Source organism: Shewanella sp. QJM3NY_23, from assembly GCF_056173105.1.
This window is the reverse complement of the sequence record NZ_CM149657.1, coordinates 2,117,091-2,134,729: the sequence shown is the minus strand read 5'-3', so window position 1 is coordinate 2,134,729 and position 17,639 is coordinate 2,117,091. Positions and strand designations below refer to the sequence as shown.

At 45.4% G+C, this 17,639-nt stretch carries 15 protein-coding genes; 11 read left to right on the top strand and 4 right to left on the bottom strand.

Translation table 11 applies throughout. The annotated features are described in order from the left end of the window. The first annotated feature begins 38 nt into the window (after positions 1 to 38). Together AC0VXX_RS09685 and AC0VXX_RS09680 are read left to right on the top strand one after the other, a co-directional pair. Positions 39 to 326, top strand: coding sequence for a DUF406 family protein (locus tag AC0VXX_RS09685; protein WP_475514070.1), 288 nt, complete (start codon positions 39 to 41; stop codon positions 324 to 326). A gap of 136 nt (positions 327 to 462) precedes the next feature. After that, a complete protein-coding gene (locus AC0VXX_RS09680; RefSeq protein WP_475514069.1) occupies positions 463 to 2,655 on the top strand; it encodes a putative bifunctional diguanylate cyclase/phosphodiesterase in 2,193 nt (730 codons plus the stop codon). Positions 2,656 to 2,841: 186 nt separating this feature from the next. Here AC0VXX_RS09680 and AC0VXX_RS09675 read toward each other — a convergent pair whose 3' ends face one another. Together AC0VXX_RS09675 and AC0VXX_RS09670 are read right to left on the bottom strand one after the other, a co-directional pair. Beyond that, a complete protein-coding gene (locus AC0VXX_RS09675; protein ID WP_475514068.1) occupies positions 2,842 to 3,369 on the bottom strand; it encodes a YchJ family protein in 528 nt (175 codons plus the stop codon). After that, on the bottom strand, positions 3,359 to 3,931 hold the full coding sequence (locus tag AC0VXX_RS09670; RefSeq protein WP_475514067.1) for a YybH family protein: 573 nt from the start codon (positions 3,929 to 3,931) through the stop codon (positions 3,359 to 3,361). The genes AC0VXX_RS09675 and AC0VXX_RS09670 overlap by 11 nt, the downstream gene beginning before the upstream one ends. A gap of 303 nt (positions 3,932 to 4,234) precedes the next feature. Between AC0VXX_RS09670 and AC0VXX_RS09665 the strand changes: the two genes are divergently transcribed. From AC0VXX_RS09665 to AC0VXX_RS09655, 3 genes are all read left to right on the top strand, one after another. Continuing rightward, the gene (locus AC0VXX_RS09665) at positions 4,235 to 4,822 is read left to right on the top strand and encodes a Smr/MutS family protein (protein ID WP_475514066.1); all 588 of its coding nucleotides are present in this window, start codon (positions 4,235 to 4,237) and stop codon (positions 4,820 to 4,822) included. Between the two features lie 184 nt (positions 4,823 to 5,006). After that, positions 5,007 to 5,645: a TetR family transcriptional repressor PsrA gene (psrA, locus tag AC0VXX_RS09660; protein ID WP_475514065.1), complete on the top strand. Its 639-nt coding sequence runs from the start codon at positions 5,007 to 5,009 to the stop codon at positions 5,643 to 5,645. A 9-nt stretch (positions 5,646 to 5,654) separates the two neighbouring features. Further along, entirely contained in the window at positions 5,655 to 7,931 is a 2,277-nt protein-coding gene (locus tag AC0VXX_RS09655) for an acyl-CoA dehydrogenase (RefSeq protein ID WP_475514064.1), read from the top strand. Positions 7,932 to 8,234: 303 nt separating this feature from the next. Here AC0VXX_RS09655 and pyk read toward each other — a convergent pair whose 3' ends face one another. Both pyk and AC0VXX_RS09645 read right to left on the bottom strand, forming a co-directional pair. Beyond that, positions 8,235 to 9,674 carry a pyruvate kinase gene (gene pyk / locus AC0VXX_RS09650; RefSeq protein ID WP_475514063.1) on the bottom strand — a complete coding sequence of 480 codons (1,440 nt, stop codon included), beginning with the start codon at positions 9,672 to 9,674 and terminating at the stop codon, positions 8,235 to 8,237. A 182-nt stretch (positions 9,675 to 9,856) separates the two neighbouring features. Further along, positions 9,857 to 10,711: a MurR/RpiR family transcriptional regulator gene (locus AC0VXX_RS09645; RefSeq protein ID WP_475514062.1), complete on the bottom strand. Its 855-nt coding sequence runs from the start codon at positions 10,709 to 10,711 to the stop codon at positions 9,857 to 9,859. A gap of 310 nt (positions 10,712 to 11,021) precedes the next feature. Here AC0VXX_RS09645 and zwf point away from each other — a divergent pair, with 310 nt between their 5' ends. From zwf to AC0VXX_RS09615, 6 genes are all read left to right on the top strand, one after another. After that, the gene (gene zwf / locus AC0VXX_RS09640; RefSeq protein ID WP_475514061.1) at positions 11,022 to 12,494 is read left to right on the top strand and encodes a glucose-6-phosphate dehydrogenase; all 1,473 of its coding nucleotides are present in this window, start codon (positions 11,022 to 11,024) and stop codon (positions 12,492 to 12,494) included. A 12-nt stretch (positions 12,495 to 12,506) separates the two neighbouring features. Next, entirely contained in the window at positions 12,507 to 13,205 is a 699-nt protein-coding gene (gene pgl / locus AC0VXX_RS09635) for a 6-phosphogluconolactonase (protein WP_475514060.1), read from the top strand. Between the two features lie 9 nt (positions 13,206 to 13,214). Beyond that, entirely contained in the window at positions 13,215 to 15,041 is a 1,827-nt protein-coding gene (edd, locus tag AC0VXX_RS09630; protein WP_475514059.1) for a phosphogluconate dehydratase, read from the top strand. Positions 15,042 to 15,062: 21 nt separating this feature from the next. Beyond that, positions 15,063 to 15,704 carry a bifunctional 4-hydroxy-2-oxoglutarate aldolase/2-dehydro-3-deoxy-phosphogluconate aldolase gene (locus AC0VXX_RS09625; RefSeq protein WP_475514058.1) on the top strand — a complete coding sequence of 214 codons (642 nt, stop codon included), beginning with the start codon at positions 15,063 to 15,065 and terminating at the stop codon, positions 15,702 to 15,704. 314 nt (positions 15,705 to 16,018) lie between these two features. Continuing rightward, positions 16,019 to 17,065, top strand: coding sequence for a CDF family Co(II)/Ni(II) efflux transporter DmeF (dmeF, locus tag AC0VXX_RS09620; protein ID WP_475514057.1), 1,047 nt, complete (start codon positions 16,019 to 16,021; stop codon positions 17,063 to 17,065). After that, positions 17,055 to 17,474 carry a MarR family winged helix-turn-helix transcriptional regulator gene (locus AC0VXX_RS09615; protein WP_475514056.1) on the top strand — a complete coding sequence of 140 codons (420 nt, stop codon included), beginning with the start codon at positions 17,055 to 17,057 and terminating at the stop codon, positions 17,472 to 17,474. Before dmeF ends, AC0VXX_RS09615 begins: the two co-directional genes overlap by 11 nt. Positions 17,475 to 17,639 lie beyond the last annotated feature (165 nt).

Below are 17,639 nucleotides of genomic sequence, written 5' to 3'. Positions count from 1 at the left end.
ATAATGATGGTCTTAGTTTACTTATTAGCGTTGTGAATATGAAAAACATTCAAGAAAGACAATCAGATCTGGTTAATGATACTTGTAATGACTGCGGCAGCTATGCCGATATCGGTGCTGTGATAGATGAGCATGATAGGGTATTAACCATAGCGATTACAGGTGATGACGCCCAGGCGCAAATTGAACGCTTGGTGAATGCAGCCACAGCGCGTTTCGATAATGTAGCAGTGGAAGTGATAGACGATGAGACAGGGAAAACCCTGTCATTGACTTTCGCGTTTAGCGCCGAAAAAATGATTTATCAATTACACAACAACTTATAAATTTGTCTACTGCAGATATAGGTTTAAGTGTTGGTTAGGTTTTAATATTATTACACTTTATTTGCTTGCCCAATTAAAGCTTATTTATATCACAAAGCCTCAGCAGGCTTATCAGGCCTGTTGGTTTTAGGATGCTATGATAAAACGTAAATACCAATATCTGCTCGAGTCCATTGTCAATTCGTTAGAGAAAGAGCAAGGACTGTTTAACGAAACTGCCTTGCTAGCTGCACAACAGTTAAGCGAGCACTTAGCTATTGATTATGTTGGTGTTTGCCTGTTTTCGCTCGAACGTGATTCAACGTGTCTTGTCGCCCATTACGATAACTTATCCGTTATTGCTCTCCCACGTCCCGCTCCCTCGTTATGTCGCCATTATTTATCAGAGCTTAAGCAACATCGAATTGTTGATGCGATTGCTGTGCACAAGGATACAAGGGTGCAAGAGCTTCACGAGTGCTATCTTCGCCCCAAAGGTATTGCCAGTACCTTAGATGTGGCCATTAGGATTAACGGTCATCTCGAAGGCGTACTGTTTTTAGAACACATTGAAGCCCATACTTGGAGTGAAAGTGAACTGCATATTGCCGCACAAGTCGCTGACCAATTGGCACTCACCTTAGCGACGGCCCGCGCTTATGAAACCGATGAGCGCTTGAGCCTGTTTCTTAAGGCCATAGAGCACTCAGAGCAGGTCAGTATGGTGGTTAATCTGCAAACTGATATTATCGAATATGTTAATGGTGCTCACCATGCCATGTCAGGTATACCCAAACAAAAGGTGATTGGCGTTGACGTCAATCACCTTGATTTTTTTAAACAGTCCCCCTGTGAAGCTAGAACGGCACTCGCTGAGGTTAAGCGGGGGAAAACGGCTAAAGGTGAAGTGCAAATAACCCGCTTAGATGGTACCCGTTATTGGCTGCGTTATTCGGTTAAGCCATTTACCACTAAAAGGGGCAATGATTATGCTCTGGTCACCGCAGAAGATTGTTCAGAGGCTCGTCAACATCAAACAGAATTAGAGCGGTTGGCATGGCGCTGTCCACTCACAGGCCTATACAACCGCCGTCATTTTAGTCAGCAATTGGACAATGTCACTCAAGGTCATCTGATTTTGCTCGACCTTAAAGGTTTTAAACGCTTTAACGATACCTATGGGCACGCAAAAGGAGATCTACTGCTGATAGAGATGGCACGGCGTTTAAGCCACTTTGCTAGCATTAGTAAAACACAACTGCTGGCGCGGGTTGGCAGTGATGAGTTTGCCTTAGTCATTGATACGCTCGACAGTCAGTACAGAATGAACTTACTCATTAATCGGTTATATCAGCACTTGTGTTTGCCTGTGATGATTAAGCATGAACTATTTGAGGTTAAACCCGCCTTATCTGTAGTTTGTATTGAAACATTAGAGCAAATGTTTGCCCCATTAACATGTGCCGACATTGCGCTGCAGTATGCTAAAAATAAGCAAGGCGATGCCATTCAAGTGTTTAATCATGCTTTATTGAGCGCCTTTAAAGAGACTGCAGTTATCGAAAGAGAACTGCAGTTGGCGCTCAAAAGCCGAGAATTTGAACTTTATTATCAACCGCTTAAAGATTTGAAGAGTAATCGTTATATTGGCGCAGAAGCTTTGATCCGCTGGAATCACCCTAAGCGAGGCGTGTTGTATCCTGGTGCGTTTATCGATGTGGCAGAAAAGTCTGGCATGATCAACTCCATAGGTGAGTGGGTGCTAGAAGCCGCTTGCCGTCAATTGAATCTTTGGCAGCGGGACAACATTAATATTTCGATGCACGTCAATGTCGCTGCACAACAGTTTTTTAGCTCAAACTTATATGATCAAATTTGGCAACTGGTGACCCGTTACCGAATTAAGCCTAACACGCTGATTTTAGAAATAACTGAAACGGAGCTGATGGAAGACATTGTCTATGTTACCCATTTATGCAAAGAGTTGGCTGAGCTGGGTGTTGGATTAGCCATCGATGATTTTGGTACCGGTTATAGCTCGATGCGTTATTTAAAACAGTTTCCTATTTCAAAATTAAAAATTGATCGCTCTTTCATTTCTGATATAGGGGTAAGTCATGAAAGCCGTGAAATTGTCAGCGCGATTGTGGCGATGGCCTATGCGCTTAATATTTCATTGACTGCTGAAGGGGTGGAAACCCTGGAGCAAGAAGACTTCTTATCTGAGTTATGTTGCCATCAGGCCCAAGGGTTCTTATACAGCCCGGCGCTACGAGAAGCCGAGTTCAGTCAATTTTTACGAGCCAGTATTGGTGTGTTAAGTGGCGCTGCCCCTATTAAAGCCCATTGATCGCTCGGGCTTAACATAGCGCCAAACATATCGCCAGTAGCAGATTTTGCCGTGAGCCATTTTTTGCTTGTCGCGTAGTTATCGCTTATAAAAAGTCTTTGTGTGGGGGACTGGTTACAGCACCTTAACGATATGTGTCTCTTGTGCGTGTGCGAGTATGCGCGAACACGAGCATAGCTTTTATTCTCAATTCGCTAGATTTAAACAGCACTGCTTAAACTTACGTCCGCTATAACAGATACAAGGATCGTTACGCTTGGGGAGCTGCGGATTAAGCTGCTCACCACTGGTATACCACCATACGCCTTGTTGCCTAATGAACTGCGATACTTCATGTATGGCATCTAGTCGATTGTTTTCTCGATACCATGCATGAAACTCAACCACGCCATTATCGTCAGTGGTTGCGCTACGCTGAATGCTCAACCCCAACCATTGGGTCTGATTATCGCTATCTAATATCGACTTAGTTAAGCCATTTAAGGTATCTGGATGATGTGTGGCGATGAGGTAATCATGCAGACGCATGACAAATGCACTGTAGCGGCTGCGCATCAAGACTTCAGGGGTCGGTACAAGCGCGCCTTGATGATATATTTTACAGCATTCTTGATAGGTTAAGCGCTCTCCTTTTACATGTTGACCGCAGGGACACTCTTGGGCTGTATTACTGTGCTTGAAGACTTGCTCACCCGTTAATGGATCACTTTTCATGACTCGACTTATTACTGGCTGTTGAAAATTGGCTGCCATAATACAGGTTTGGTAGCGGTTTCGCATCGTAATAGAATGCCGGCTCCCCGCGATTATTGGTATCCACCGTTAAGTACCAACGTCCATCGGCTTGTTTTTTTGAGACAGTGACAAATTTGCCCGCGAATTCGCTCATTGGCTCCTCGCTCTCTTTTGGTGGATAAAAACGGATAAGGTAATAGCCGATATCAGTTGCACTTTGGGCAGATATTTGTCGGTCAATAACCCGAAAGTCGACCTCAATTTGGGCGTTTTTGTGTTTAATCTTACCGAAAAATTTTTGGTATAGGTTTATGATATTTTCTCGGCCCATGGTGATCGCTTTGCTTTGTTGCTCAGGGATATAACTGGCATCTTCTGCATACAGATCTGCAATCACAGTGGCATCGAGCTGGGCAAATGCGCTGCTAAATTGGCGATAAAACTGGTTTAAGGCCTCATTATCCCCATCGGTATGTTGCGCTATAGCAGAGGTGCAACACAGCGCGCTGCAGATAAGGACTAAGGGTGTCAGAAATTTCATTAAGATATTCATTTTTACTAATGCTAGCGCCACTATAATCTATGCCCTTTTACGGGGAAAGAGTTAGATATTAACAAAGTGTGTCACGCAGCCCTTCGTCTTATCCCTTTATCTTTAGGTGGGTTTAAATCATGTTCATAGTCGCCCTCAAGGTAGTATTTCAATGAGTGAAGCAGCACAAGTAACAAGTATACTCGCTGGATATTTTGGTCTGCTACAGTCAAAATAGTGTTTCACATCGATATGATGTAGCGCTATAGCGTTAATACCATTAATCGCAATGAATTAAGAGCAAACAACACCATGACAGAAGAAGAAAGTGCGATATTTCTGGCCTCTATGGCAGATGTGATACCTCTAAATGGCGATAAAACGGCAATTAGCTCTCATATTGCCTCATCTCAGTCACAACAAGATAAACACTTTGAAACTAAACGCAGAGAAGCACTATCTCGTTCAAGTGATGACCTGAATGTGATCGAGCCTGTCGCCCCCGATGCTGTTATCAGCATGAAAAGTGAAGGGGTACAGCAACAAGTGTTTAAATTATTTCGCCAAGGTCAGTATGCTATGCAAGCCGATATAGACCTTAAAGGCTATAATGTGGCGCGCGCTAAAGAGTTGTTGTTTGATTTTATTCAACGCAGTTTGAGTTGTGAATACCGTAACGTGATACTCATCCATGGTACCGGGGTTAATAACAAACCGTTTCCCGCGTTAATTAAATCTTGCTTAGTTCATTGGTTACCTTCGATTGACGGTGTGATTGGCTATCATAGCGCGCCAAGAGAGTGGGGAGGAGCGGGCGCATTAATGGTGATGCTGGCAAAATCGGAAAATGCACGAATGAATACGCGGGAGTTAACGCGAAAAGGGGCGCATTTGCGTTAATGGCATTGAGTTAATCTTGTTATGCGGTTTCAGCCTCATTTGTCTTAAAGTCACAGGCCATTTGCTGTTAGATTATCTGTAATCCCAATACTTAAAGTATGATGCTACGGCGGAATTTCATTTGACAAAAAGTGTACTAGTGTTTAATTTAAACGCATGTTTAAATCAGAGTTAAGGTCACGGAATGGCAAGTCGATCCGACACTAAAACAAGAATACTGGATGCCGCCGAAAAGCTATTTGCAGAGCGTGGATTTTCAGAAACCTCATTAAGATTGATCACCAGTAAAGCTGAGGTCAATCTTGCTTCGGTCAATTATCATTTTGGCTCAAAAAAAGAGCTTATCAGGGCGGTACTGGCGCGCTACTTAGACCGTTTTATGCCGGAAGCTTCTGAAGAGCTAATGCTCATCAAAGCCAGCGGTAATCCATCGTTAAATGAAATTTTCTCCTCTTTAGTCAAACCTTTACTTGAATTAAATAAGTTCAAAGTGGACGGCACCAGTACTTTTTTACAATTACTCGGCCGGGGTTATATCGAAAGCCAGGGGCATCTGCGCTGGTTTATTACCACTCATTACGGTGAGCACCTTAACAAGTTTGTGAAGGCGGTGGCAGAAAGTGCACCACATATTCCCCCCGCAGAGATGTTTTGGCGATTACACTTTACCTTAGGCACTGTGGTGTTCACTATGGCATCCGCCGATGCATTAACCGAAATAGCCCAGGCTGATTTTAACGAGCACTATGATATTGAAGCCGTTATTCGCAAAGTTATTCCATATCTCGCTGCCGGCGTGGCAGTACCCGTTAGTACCCAATAGGGGGGCGTTATGACTCTTTTTATTTTGGCACTATTGCTCATCATAGTGTTGTTTGGCGTTAAAAGTATCCGCATGCAGTTTATTACTCGGCCAGTATTTGCCTTTTTCAAAAAGGTACTACCGCCGCTGTCTGATACAGAAAAGGAAGCGATGGAAGCCGGTGATGTATGGTGGGAGGGAGAACTGTTTCGCGGTAAGCCCAATTGGGACGCCTTACACAGTTACGGTAAGCCTGCTCTGAGTGAAGAAGAGAAATCGTTTATTGATAATCAAGTGATGACGGCGCTGACGATGATTGACGATTTTGACATAGTACAAAATCGTAAGGATCTCCCGCCAGAATTGTGGCAATACTTTAAAGATGAAGGCTTTTTTGCGCTAATTATTCCTAAGGAATACGGTGGTAAAGCGTTTTCTGCTTATGCTAATTCAACTATTGTGAGTAAATTGGCCAGTCGCAGTGTAAGTGCCGCGGTTACCGTTATGGTGCCTAACTCATTAGGCCCTGGTGAATTACTGACCCATTATGGTACCAAAGAGCAGCGTGAACATTGGTTACCTTTGTTAGCCAGTGGTGAAGCAGTGCCTTGTTTTGCCCTGACTGGCCCCGAGGCCGGCTCTGATGCGGGTGCCATTCCTGATGAAGGGCTCGTTTGTCGTAAAATCATTGATGGTGAAGAAGTATTGGGGCTAAGTCTCACGTGGGATAAACGTTATATTACCTTAGCGCCGGTCGCGACAGTATTGGGGCTCGCGTTTCAAATGCGTGATCCCGATGGGCTACTAGGCGATAACCCTGATCTTGGGATCACCTGTGCGCTTATTCCGACCGATCATCCAGGTGTCGAGATCGGCCGTCGTCATAATCCTCTGAATATGGCCTTTATGAACGGTACCACTCAGGGCAAAGAGGTGTTTATTCCGCTCGATTGGATTATCGGTGGCCCTCAATACGCTGGGCGCGGTTGGCGCATGCTGGTGGAATGCCTATCGGCAGGCCGAGGGATCTCACTGCCTGCATTGGCGACAGCATCGGGACACCTAGCCACTAAAACCACAACAGCCTATAGCTACGTTAGGCATCAGTTTGGTTTAGCTATTGGGCAATTTGAAGGCGTTCAAGAGGCGATGGCGCGGATCATTGCCAATACTTATCAGCTAGAGGCGGCGCGCCGATTAACCACTACAGGCATCGATCTCAAAGTGAAACCGTCGGTGGTTACCGCAATAGCCAAATACCATATGACCGAGATGGGCCGTGATGTGTTTAACGATGCCATGGACATCCAGTCGGGCAAGGGGATCCAGCTTGGGCCGAAAAACTATTTAGGCCACGGTTATATGGCGAACCCGATTTCGATCACTGTGGAAGGGGCTAATATTCTGACCCGCAGTTTAATGATCTTTGGTCAAGGCGCGACCCGCTGTCATCCTTATGTGTTAGCCGAAATGGAAGCCGCGGCAATGGACGATGATACTGCGGCGTTAGCACGCTTTGATAACTTACTGTTAGGTCACATGGGTTATGCCTGCCGTAATGCCTTCAGCACGTTATTTAGTGCGCTCAGTGGTAGTCGTTTTAACGCCGCGCCAGTCAGTGGCAGTACAGCGCAGTATTACAAACACATGACTCGCATCTCTGCGGCGCTGGCGTTTGTGACCGACCTTTCAATGTTGATCATGGGCGGCGATTTAAAGCGTAAAGAGATGTTGTCGGCACGTTTGGGCGATGTACTCAGTGAGCTTTACCTGGGCTCTGCCACGTTAAAATTGTTTGAAGACAATGGCCGCCAACAAGATGATTTACCCGCGGTGCACTATGTGATGCAGACACGATTGCATAAGGCGGCAAATGCACTACAAGGGGCGTTACGCAATTTTCCTAATCGTCCTGTTGCCTGGTTGATGCGTTTGCTGGTATTTCCGCTAGGCAATCATTTCAATGCTCCAGAGGATAAGTTAGCGATAAAAGTTTGCCAAGGCATGCTTAAACCAGGTCCTGCCAGAGACAGACTAACATTCTTGTGCCCTAACTTTGATGGCGATGAGGGCGGTATGGCGCAAGTGGAGCTTGCTTTTGTGGCTCTTCATGCTTGCGATGGGTTGAACAAAAAAATCAAACGCGCGCAAAAAGAGGGTAAGCTTGCCAAAAAGCTCGCTCCAGCGATGCTCTATCAACAGGCGTTAGAAGCAGACATCATTAGCGAGAATGAGTTTGAGCAATTGATTGATGCGGATAAGCTGCGCCAAGTGGCTATTGCTGTGGATGATTTCGAACGTTTATAGCTGAGTGGTTAAGCTAATCACTCCGCTATCTGACCTAACTGATTAAGGCCAAGTCGTTTATTGTGAGTTCTTTATTATTGTCAGTTGTTTATCGTGAGTCACATAGACTGTGTTATATAGAGTGAATGGTTTAGATGAGCCAATAAGGTTTAAGTGAGCTAAGCTTGCCTTAGCATGTAAGCTTAGCTTGAAATGACTGACTTAACTTGCAAGCAACAGATAGAAAAAAAGGTACGCAATGCGTACCTTTTTTATACCTAGCCGTTTTAGCTCGATGGCGCTATCTCGATGAGAGTGTCATCATTACGCCACGATAAGTACTTTACAGGTATTGGTGCCACCAATGGTTTCCATAGCATCACCTTTGGTCATCAATACCATATCGCCACTGTTGAGGTAACCCGCCGCTTGCAGCGCCTCTAACGCTTTCTTGGCCAGTTCATCGGCAGGATGGGCGGTAGAGTCAAAGTAGAAAGGGTGTACCCCGCGATACAGCGCCATTTTGGCCAGTGTCACATCGTGACGTGATAAGGCAAAAATAGGCAGCGCAGAGCTGATACGTGACATCAATTGTGGCGTAGCACCTGATTCGGTTAACGCGACAATGGCTTTAACGCCCTCTAGATGGTTGGCCGCATACATAGTTGACAGTGCAATGGTTTCTTCTACTGACGTAAAGCGCTCATCTAAACGATGTTTTGATACTTGCACGCTTGGGTGAGCTTCGGCGCCAAGGCAGACATTGGCCATAGCCAATACCGTTTCCTCAGGAAAGTCACCAGCTGCAGTTTCGGCAGAAAGCATCACGGCATCGGTACCATCAAGCACAGCATTCGCCACATCCATCACTTCGGCGCGAGTTGGCATTGGACTGGTGATCATCGACTCCATCATCTGGGTCGCGGTGATCACGCTCTTATTGAGCTGACGAGAGCGGCTAATCAGTTTCTTTTGTACGGCAACCAGTGCCGCATCGCCAATTTCGACGCCTAAGTCACCACGAGCAACCATCACAGCATCGGATGCTAAAATTACATCATCCATCGCTTCATCGGTCGCAACCGCTTCGGCACGCTCAACTTTAGAGACGATTAACGCATTACTGCCAGCTTTACGCGCTAATTCGCGGGCATAATTTAAGTCAGCGCCGCAGCGTGGGAATGACACTGCGAGGTAATCGACTTTAATCGCGGCTGCAGTAATAATATCTTGTTTATCTTTTTCTGTTAGCGCCGCCGCAGAAAGGCCGCCGCCTTTTTTGTTGATGCCCTTGTTATTAGACAATGGGCCTGCAACTGTCACAGTCGTGTGCACCTTGTTACCATCAACTTTTTCAACTCTAAGTTGCACTCGGCCGTCGTCGAGCATCAAGATATCGCCAATGGTGACATCATTGGGTAGTTCTTTGTAGTCGATACCGACTTGGTGCTCATCGCCTTCGCCTTTGGCTAAATCGGCATCTAGGACAAAAGATTTACCAAGGTCAAGTTGCACCTTCTTATTATCTTTAAACGTGGATACACGGATTTTGGGCCCCTGTAGATCACCTAATATAGCCACATGAACACCCAGTTCTTTGGCGATATTACGCACATCAGCCGCGCGTTTAAGGTGATCTTCGGGTGAGCCGTGGGAGAAGTTTAGGCGAACAACGTTTGCACCAGCTTTAATGATACGACGTAGATTGTCATCGCGATCGGTGGCTGGACCGAGTGTCGTTACAATTTTGGTTCTGCGGAACATGAGATACTCCGTTAAAGTTAAAAAATCTTACTCTATATTAACAGACAAACTTCAGTTTTGTAGGAAAATTACAAACAAAATGATCTACCTCAAGTTATTAATTTTGTGAGGCACAGCCACTAAAAGGTTAAAAAAAGGCGATTTGGATAAACCAACTCGCCTTTAATCACGCTCTGGGCTGCTTAGAGTATAGGATCTTTCTCGATTCGCGACTCTTTTAGCACCTCTTTAACCCGCTTTAAACTCTCTCTAAAACGAGGGCCGCGGCGTAGGGTAAAGCCGGTGGCTAACACGTCAATAATGACTAACTGAGCTAAGCGAGAGGCCATGGGTAAATACATATCAGTGTCTTCTGGTACTTCCATTGTTACGGGTAAGGTACATTCACTGGACAGGGGAGAGTTACGTGAAGTGATAGCAATCACAGCTGCGCCATTTTCCCGCGCTAAACGGGCGATGTCGATTAAGGATTTGGTACGGCCTGTGTGTGAGATAAGGACCACCACGTCACCTTCAGAACTATTAATACAGCTCATACGTTGCATTAACACGTCATCGAAACTGATGACGGGCACATTGAAACGAAAGAACTTATTTTGTGCATCATGGGCCACAGAGGCCGATGCCCCTAAACCAAAAAATGAGATTTTCTTTGCCTGAGTGAGGATATCCACAGCTTTATTGATGGCGGCAGTATCCATGCTTTGTCTGGCGGTATCGAGCGCAGCCATTGATGATTCAAAAATTTTGGTGGTGTAAGAGTCTGGACTATCGTCTTCTTCGACGTGGCGACTGACATAGGGTGTACCATTAGCTAAACTTTGCGCTAAGTGCAGCTTAAAATCTGGAAATCCTTTTGTGTCCAAGCGTCTACAAAACCGGTTGACTGTGGGCTCACTCACATCGGCCATTTTAGCCAATGTTGCAATGCTGGAGTGGATAGCTGTTTGTGGTGACGCTAAAATGACCTCAGCGACTTTACGTTCCGATTTACTGAAATGAGTTAGGCTTTTTTGAACCTTTTCTAGGGTATTCATATGCGTACATCCACTCGATAGTAATGTAATTATATTTATTCTTTTATGTCATTATAGAAACAAACAAAAAGTGCTAAAGTCTGGCTTTATATATCGAACTATAATCTGACTACACAGCAAACTTGCTACTATATAGAGACATTTAATCGAGAAAAGCATATCAGATTTTGTCGTCTTGTTACTAGTTTACTGATAGGTCATTTTTTGTAAAATTTAGATGCATTTAACGAATTCTGTTGTTATATTACAACAAATATGTGAATTACTCATCGATACGATGGGCCACTTTGGTATAGGAGACTTTTAAGCTATGGGCATGACATCAGCAGAAGCCAAAGCTTGTGATTTTGTATTGTTTGGAACCAAAGGCGATTTAGCAAGGCGTAAGTTATTGCCCTCTTTATACCAGCTTGATAAGGCCGGCCTACTTAATAAAGAGACCAAAATACTCGGGGTGGCTAAAGATGAGTTTACTCAAGAGCAATATCAAGAGTTAGTGAACACCGCATTATCTAACTTTGTTAAAGAAACCCTGTGCGAACACACCTTGGCACGCTTCCTTAAACGCTGCATTTATATCGCCACCAATTTTACTGAGCCAGAAGGTTACGCGGCTTTTCATGATGTATTGGAGCCAGAAAAGCGTGTCATGGTTAGTTATTTTGCCACTCCTCCCGCTATCTTTGGCGACATCTGTCGTTGTCTGCACGAACAAAACCTGATTTTCCCTGATACCCGTGTAGTCCTCGAAAAGCCGATTGGTTCAGATCTCGAATCATCTAAAGTGATCAACGATCAGGTCAGTGCCTATTTCAACGAAAATCAAGTGTATCGTATTGACCATTACCTAGGTAAAGAGACAGTACAAAACCTGATCGCCCTGCGCTTTGCTAACTCGTTATTTGCCTCTAAATGGGATAATCGTACCATTGACCATGTGCAAATTACGGTTGCTGAAGAAGTGGGCATTGAAGGCCGTTGGGGCTATTTCGACAAAGCAGGCCAAATGCGCGACATGATCCAAAACCACTTATTGCAGGTATTGACCTTAGTGGCAATGGATCCACCGGTTAACTTAGATGCCGACAGTATCCGCGATGAAAAAGTGAAGGTGCTTAAGTCATTAAGAAAAATCGACGCCGACAATATTTATGAAAATACCGTACGCGGTCAATATTCGGCCGGATTCTTAAAAGGCACACCCGTGCCGGGTTATTTAGAAGAAGAGGGCGCCAATACGCAGTCTAAAGCTGAAACCTTTGTGGCGCTTAGAGTCGATATCGACAATTGGCGTTGGGCTGGCGTGCCATTCTATCTGCGAAGCGGTAAACGTATGCCCACTAAGAGTTCAGAAATTGTTGTCTATTTCAAGAACCCGCCCCATAACTTATATCGCTCTAGTTATCGCAATCTACCTGCCAATAAATTAACCATTCGCTTGCAACCCCATGAAGGGGTTGAAATTCAGATGATGAATAAAGTGCCTGGTCTTGAGCAGAAACAGCGATTGCAAACCACCAAGCTGGATTTAAGCTTTTCAGATACCTTTAAAAACGATCGCATTGCCGATGCCTACGAACGTTTATTACTCGAGGCTATGTTAGGTAATCAAGCGTTATTTGTGCGCCGCGATGAAGTGGAACAAGCGTGGAAATGGGTCGATGGCATTATTCAAGCTTGGGAAGAGAGTAATGAAAGACCTAAGCCCTATCCAGCAGGAAGTTGGGGCCCTGTAGCGTCGGTGGCGTTAATCGCCAAAGACGGCCGTTCGTGGGACGAATAGGAAGGAGTTGTCATGATTAAAGAATCAGTGTTTAAGTCGTTTGATAATAAAGCCGCGCTGGAACATCAACTTGCTGAGCGTATTGCTAATCAATTACAAGCGGCGATTGATGCGCGCGGCAAGGCAAGCCTCGTGGTTTCCGGTGGCTCGACACCCATAGCATTATTTGAGTTATTGAGCCATAAGGCTATCGAATGGGGCGATGTTTACATCACCTTGGCCGATGAGCGTTGGGTCGATACCGAATCAGATGACTCTAATGAAAAGCTAGTGAGACAACATCTGTTACAGCATCGCGCGGCAGCGGCTAAATTTCGTGGACTAAAAAATATGTTCGCGACCCCAGAAGCCGGCGTTGATATGACGATTGAACATCTGGCTAATTTCCCCAAGCCGTTTGATGTCGTGGTATTGGGCATGGGTAACGATGGTCATACTTGTTCATGGTTTCCTTGCGCCGCTGAAATCGAGCTGGCATTAACCACTCAAGCCCTCTGTTTAGCGGTCAATCCTGGTGCTGCGCCTCATGGACGCATGACCTTGTCTAAAAAAGCGGTGTTAGCTAGCCGTCAAATTTATTTACATATTGTCGGTGAACAAAAGTTAGCAGTTTACCGTCAAGCGCTCGAAAATGAAGACGAAAAAGCGATGCCTATCCGCGCCGTATTAGGCCAGCATAGCACGCCAGTCGATGTCTATTGGAGCGCCTAAGGAGTTATTATGCATGCAGTAGTCCAGTCAGTTACCGATAGAATTATCGCTCGAAGCCAGCATTCTCGTGCTCAGTATTTAGCCGCCCTTAATGAGGCTAAAATTAATGGGGTGCATCGCAGTAGTTTAAGTTGTGGCAATTTAGCCCACGGCTTCGCAGCCTGTAGCCCCGCCGATAAGAGTGCTATTAAGGCATTGACCAAAGCAAACATCGGCATTGTCACGGCCTTTAATGACATGCTGTCGGCGCATCAGCCTTATGAGCATTATCCTCAGTTGCTAAAAGCGGCCTGCCAAGAAGTGGGCAGCGTTGCGCAAGTAGCGGGTGGCGTACCCGCCATGTGTGACGGGGTTACCCAAGGTCAACCAGGCATGGAGCTGAGCTTGCTGAGCCGCGAAGTGATCGCGATGGCTACCGCCGTGGGTTTGTCACATAACATGTTTGATGGGGCATTATTACTGGGTATTTGTGACAAAATCGTACCAGGGTTGCTTATAGGCGCCTTGAGTTTTGGTCACTTGCCTATGCTGTTTGTGCCTGCTGGTCCGATGAAGTCGGGGATCCCAAATAAAGAGAAAGCGCGTATTCGTCAGCAGTTTGCCCAAGGTCAAGTCGACAGAGCGGCGCTACTCGAAGCCGAGTCAAAGTCTTATCACAGCGCCGGCACTTGTACCTTTTACGGTACGGCTAACAGTAATCAGTTGATGCTTGAGGTGATGGGGCTGCAATTACCGGGGTCTTCGTTTGTTAATCCAGACGATCCACTGCGTGAAGCCTTAAACAAGATGGCGGCTAAGCAGGTTTGTCGTCTCACTGAAATGGGCACACAGTACACGCCTATCGGTGAAGTGGTGAACGAAAAATCGGTAGTTAACGGTATTGTTGCCTTACTTGCTACAGGTGGCTCAACTAATTTAACCATGCATATTGTGGCTGCTGCCCGTGCTGCCGGTATTATTGTTAATTGGGATGATTTTTCTGAGCTGTCCGATGCCGTACCGTTATTAGCACGTGTCTATCCTAATGGTCATGCTGATATTAACCATTTCCACGCCGCAGGCGGCATGGCGTTATTGATTAAAGAGCTACTCGATGCAGGCTTACTGCACGAAGAGGTTAATACGGTAGCCGGTTTTGGTCTGCGTCGTTACACCCAAGAGCCTAAACTGATTGATAATGAACTGGTTTGGGTCGAGGGACCAAGTGAGTCGTTAGATCCTGAGGTGCTGACGAAAGTGGCAAAGCCTTTCCAAGCCAATGGCGGCTTAAAACTGCTTAAGGGCAATCTAGGTCGTGCGGTGATAAAAGTCTCGGCGGTATCGCCCTCGCATCGTGTGGTAGAAGCCCCTGCTATCGTCATAGACGATCAAAATAAGTTAGAAGCCTTATTTAAAGCCGGTGAGCTGGACAAAGATTGCGTTGTCGTCGTTAAGGGCCAAGGTCCTAAGGCGATAGGCATGCCTGAGTTACATAAGCTGACTCCTATTTTAGGCACGCTGCAAGATAAAGGCTTTAAGGTCGCTTTGTTGACCGATGGGCGCATGTCTGGCGCATCGGGTAAAGTGCCTGCTGCTATTCATCTCACACCAGAAGCCTTAGATGGCGGCATGATCGCTAAAGTAGAGAACGGCGATTTAATTCGCGTCGATGCCAACAGCGGCGAACTGACCTTGTTGGTAGATGAAACCGTGTTGTCGACCCGTGAGGCTGAGAAAGTTAATTTACGCAGCAGCAGTTACGGCATGGGACGGGAACTGTTCTCGGCACTGCGTTCAAACTTAAGTAGTCCTGAGACGGGTGCACGTTGCACCACGACTATCGACGAAAATTATTAATCATTTAGGAAGACTAAAGCAATGGCTGAGAATAACTGGTCAATACAACCGCAAGATATTTTTAAACGTAGCCCAATCGTTCCTGTAATGGTGATTAATAAGATTGAAGATGCAGTGCCCTTAGCTCGGGCGCTGGTGGCAGGGGGGATTAGTGTATTAGAAGTGACCCTGCGCACACCTTGCGCATTAGAGGCGATCACTAAAATAGCCAAAGAAGTCCCTGAAGCTTTGGTTGGCGCCGGAACTATTTTAAACACCGAACAGTTAAAACAAGCGGTAGATGCAGGGGCACAGTTTGTGATCACCCCAGGTGCTACCACTGAGCTGCTTAAAGCGGCGATGGAAGGGACTGTGCCCTTGATCCCTGGTGTTGCCAGCATCTCTGAAGTGATGGAGGGCATGGCGCTGGGATACACCAATTTTAAGTTTTTCCCGGCAGAGGCCTCTGGTGGGGTTAATGCGTTAAAAGCCTTTTCCGGTCCATTGAGTAATATTCGTTTTTGCCCAACGGGGGGGATCACTCCTAGTAGCTATAAAGATTATTTGGCATTGGATAATGTTGATTGTATCGGTGGCAGCTGGATTGCACCAACCGATGCGATGGAGCAAGGTGACTGGGAACGTATTACCCAATTGTGTAAAGAAGCGATCAGCGGCATTTAATTAAGCCGAGCGCAGTTTGACGCTAAGTATTAAGACACATTAAACAAAAAACCTCTGCAATAGCAGAGGTTTTTTTATGGACAAATAGCTTTATACAACAACAGTACTGATAAACCAGAGATGGCCTCTTCATTATGGTGTAGTCCTTTGTATTGTGTATCACTTAACCTAAGTACAAGTATTTACATGTAATAATTTACTTCGATTGCCAATGTAAATTTAACTTATAGGCTTGTTTTGCTGTCATTTTAGTTTGATAATCAAAATATTCGAAAGACATACTATTTGTCAGTCACTTTTTGAGAAATTTACTTATGGCGAATCATAATGCCAAACCATGGCAACATACCCACCAATTTGTGCGTTTAAACACCGATGGTGAGCGCAATACCCGTTATGTATTGTATTTAACGCTAGTGACCATGGTGGCAGAAATTGTCGCGGGCACAGTATATGGTTCGATGGCGTTATTGGCAGATGGGTGGCACATGGGCACCCATGCGGCGGCGTTTATGATCACTTTATTTGCCTATTACTATGCCAGAAAATACGCAGACGATCCTAAATATGCTTTTGGTACAGGCAAGGTTGGGGTACTCGGTGGATTTACCAGTGCCATAGCGCTAGGTTTGGTAGCATTACTCATGGTGGTCGAATCGGTTAGTCGCTTGCTTAACCCTGAGCAGATCCATTTTAATGAAGCCATATTTGTGGCTTTAATTGGCTTAACCGTTAATGTGATCTCAGCGTTTTTACTCAAAGATCATCACAGTCACGATCATCACGGACATAACCATCATCATGGACATCAACATACTCACCATATTGATGAACATGAACATGAACATGAACATGAAGCAAGCAAACATCATCACGGCGAGGGACAAAGCAAAGCGCATGATCATAACTTGCGTGCAGCCTATTTCCATGTGATGGCCGATGCGCTTACTTCACTTTTGGCCATCGGCGCGCTTTTATTTGCCAAGTTCTTGGGTTGGCAGTGGTTAGACCCTGCTATGGGCATTGTTGGCGCGGTCATTATTAGTTTTTGGGCTTGGGGGTTAGTCAAGCAAACGGCGCCCATTTTACTCGATGCCAGTATTGATGAAGCCTATTTACAGCAAATGGTTGAGGCTGTAGAACAAGAAGAGCAACATCGAGTAAGCGACATTCACGTTTGGCCTGTGAGTGCCAACCATCACGCAGCTATGGTCTCAATCGTTAGCCCAAATCCCAAAGAGGTGGAGTATTTTAGGCAAAAGCTAGCCTCATTTAAACGGATCGATCACTTAACGATTGAGGTGTTTACCTTAGCTGAGTCGCATTCTTTAGCGGGAGGGACTGATGGTCATGGACATTAATCATCGTAAATTAAGTCATGAAATTATTGAGTTTTATGACAAGCTCTCTTCGTGGGAACTGGCGGTAGTTAAAGACACCGGGCATTCATTATCACAAATTCATGCGGTTGAGATTTTAGGGGTTAACGGAGCAATGCGCATGAAGGAGTTAGCTGAAAAAATGGGGATCACCACTGGCACACTAACGGTGCAGATAGATAAGATGGTGCGCAGCGGCTTAGTCATGAGGCAAGTACCGCAAACGGATCGACGCGCTGTATTGGTAACGTTAACCGAAGCTGGTGAGGTAATTTATCAGCAACATGATGAATTGCATCATCAATTGACTCAGCAGTTGACGATGAAAATGAGTGACGCTGAGCGTCGTTGTTTATTGGGCTTGTTTGAGCGAATGAACCACGAATTTTAATCTGTATAAGCTCTGGTCAGCTGTGTTGAATTAAATGTAAATAATTTGTTGTCAGTAATTTGCGTTGTGGTAGTGTTTAAGTCTTATTAGGACTGTGGTTTATGCTGAGATGGCGCCTTGACGAGGCGCTATTCATAGCGTAAATACAGGTAGTGTATAGGGACT

Bases quoted from the DNA above. Each gene is read 5' to 3' on its own strand.
- pyk (WP_475514063.1), bottom strand. From the start codon at position 9,674: ATGTTCCGCAGAACCAAAATTGTAACGACACTCGGTCCAGCCACCGAT.
- edd (WP_475514059.1), top strand. From the start codon at position 13,215: ATGCATGCAGTAGTCCAGTCAGTTACCGATAGAATTATCGCTCGAAGC.
- AC0VXX_RS09670 (WP_475514067.1), bottom strand. From the start codon at position 3,931: ATGAAATTTCTGACACCCTTAGTCCTTATCTGCAGCGCGCTGTGTTGC.
- AC0VXX_RS09645 (WP_475514062.1), bottom strand. From the start codon at position 10,711: ATGAATACCCTAGAAAAGGTTCAAAAAAGCCTAACTCATTTCAGTAAA.
- AC0VXX_RS09615 (WP_475514056.1), top strand. From the start codon at position 17,055: ATGGACATTAATCATCGTAAATTAAGTCATGAAATTATTGAGTTTTAT.
- AC0VXX_RS09680 (WP_475514069.1), top strand. From the start codon at position 463: ATGATAAAACGTAAATACCAATATCTGCTCGAGTCCATTGTCAATTCG.
- zwf (WP_475514061.1), top strand. From the start codon at position 11,022: ATGGGCATGACATCAGCAGAAGCCAAAGCTTGTGATTTTGTATTGTTT.
- AC0VXX_RS09665 (WP_475514066.1), top strand. From the start codon at position 4,235: ATGACAGAAGAAGAAAGTGCGATATTTCTGGCCTCTATGGCAGATGTG.
- AC0VXX_RS09685 (WP_475514070.1), top strand. From the start codon at position 39: ATGAAAAACATTCAAGAAAGACAATCAGATCTGGTTAATGATACTTGT.
- dmeF (WP_475514057.1), top strand. From the start codon at position 16,019: ATGGCGAATCATAATGCCAAACCATGGCAACATACCCACCAATTTGTG.
- pgl (WP_475514060.1), top strand. From the start codon at position 12,507: ATGATTAAAGAATCAGTGTTTAAGTCGTTTGATAATAAAGCCGCGCTG.
- psrA (WP_475514065.1), top strand. From the start codon at position 5,007: ATGGCAAGTCGATCCGACACTAAAACAAGAATACTGGATGCCGCCGAA.
- AC0VXX_RS09625 (WP_475514058.1), top strand. From the start codon at position 15,063: ATGGCTGAGAATAACTGGTCAATACAACCGCAAGATATTTTTAAACGT.
- AC0VXX_RS09655 (WP_475514064.1), top strand. From the start codon at position 5,655: ATGACTCTTTTTATTTTGGCACTATTGCTCATCATAGTGTTGTTTGGC.
- AC0VXX_RS09675 (WP_475514068.1), bottom strand. From the start codon at position 3,369: ATGAAAAGTGATCCATTAACGGGTGAGCAAGTCTTCAAGCACAGTAAT.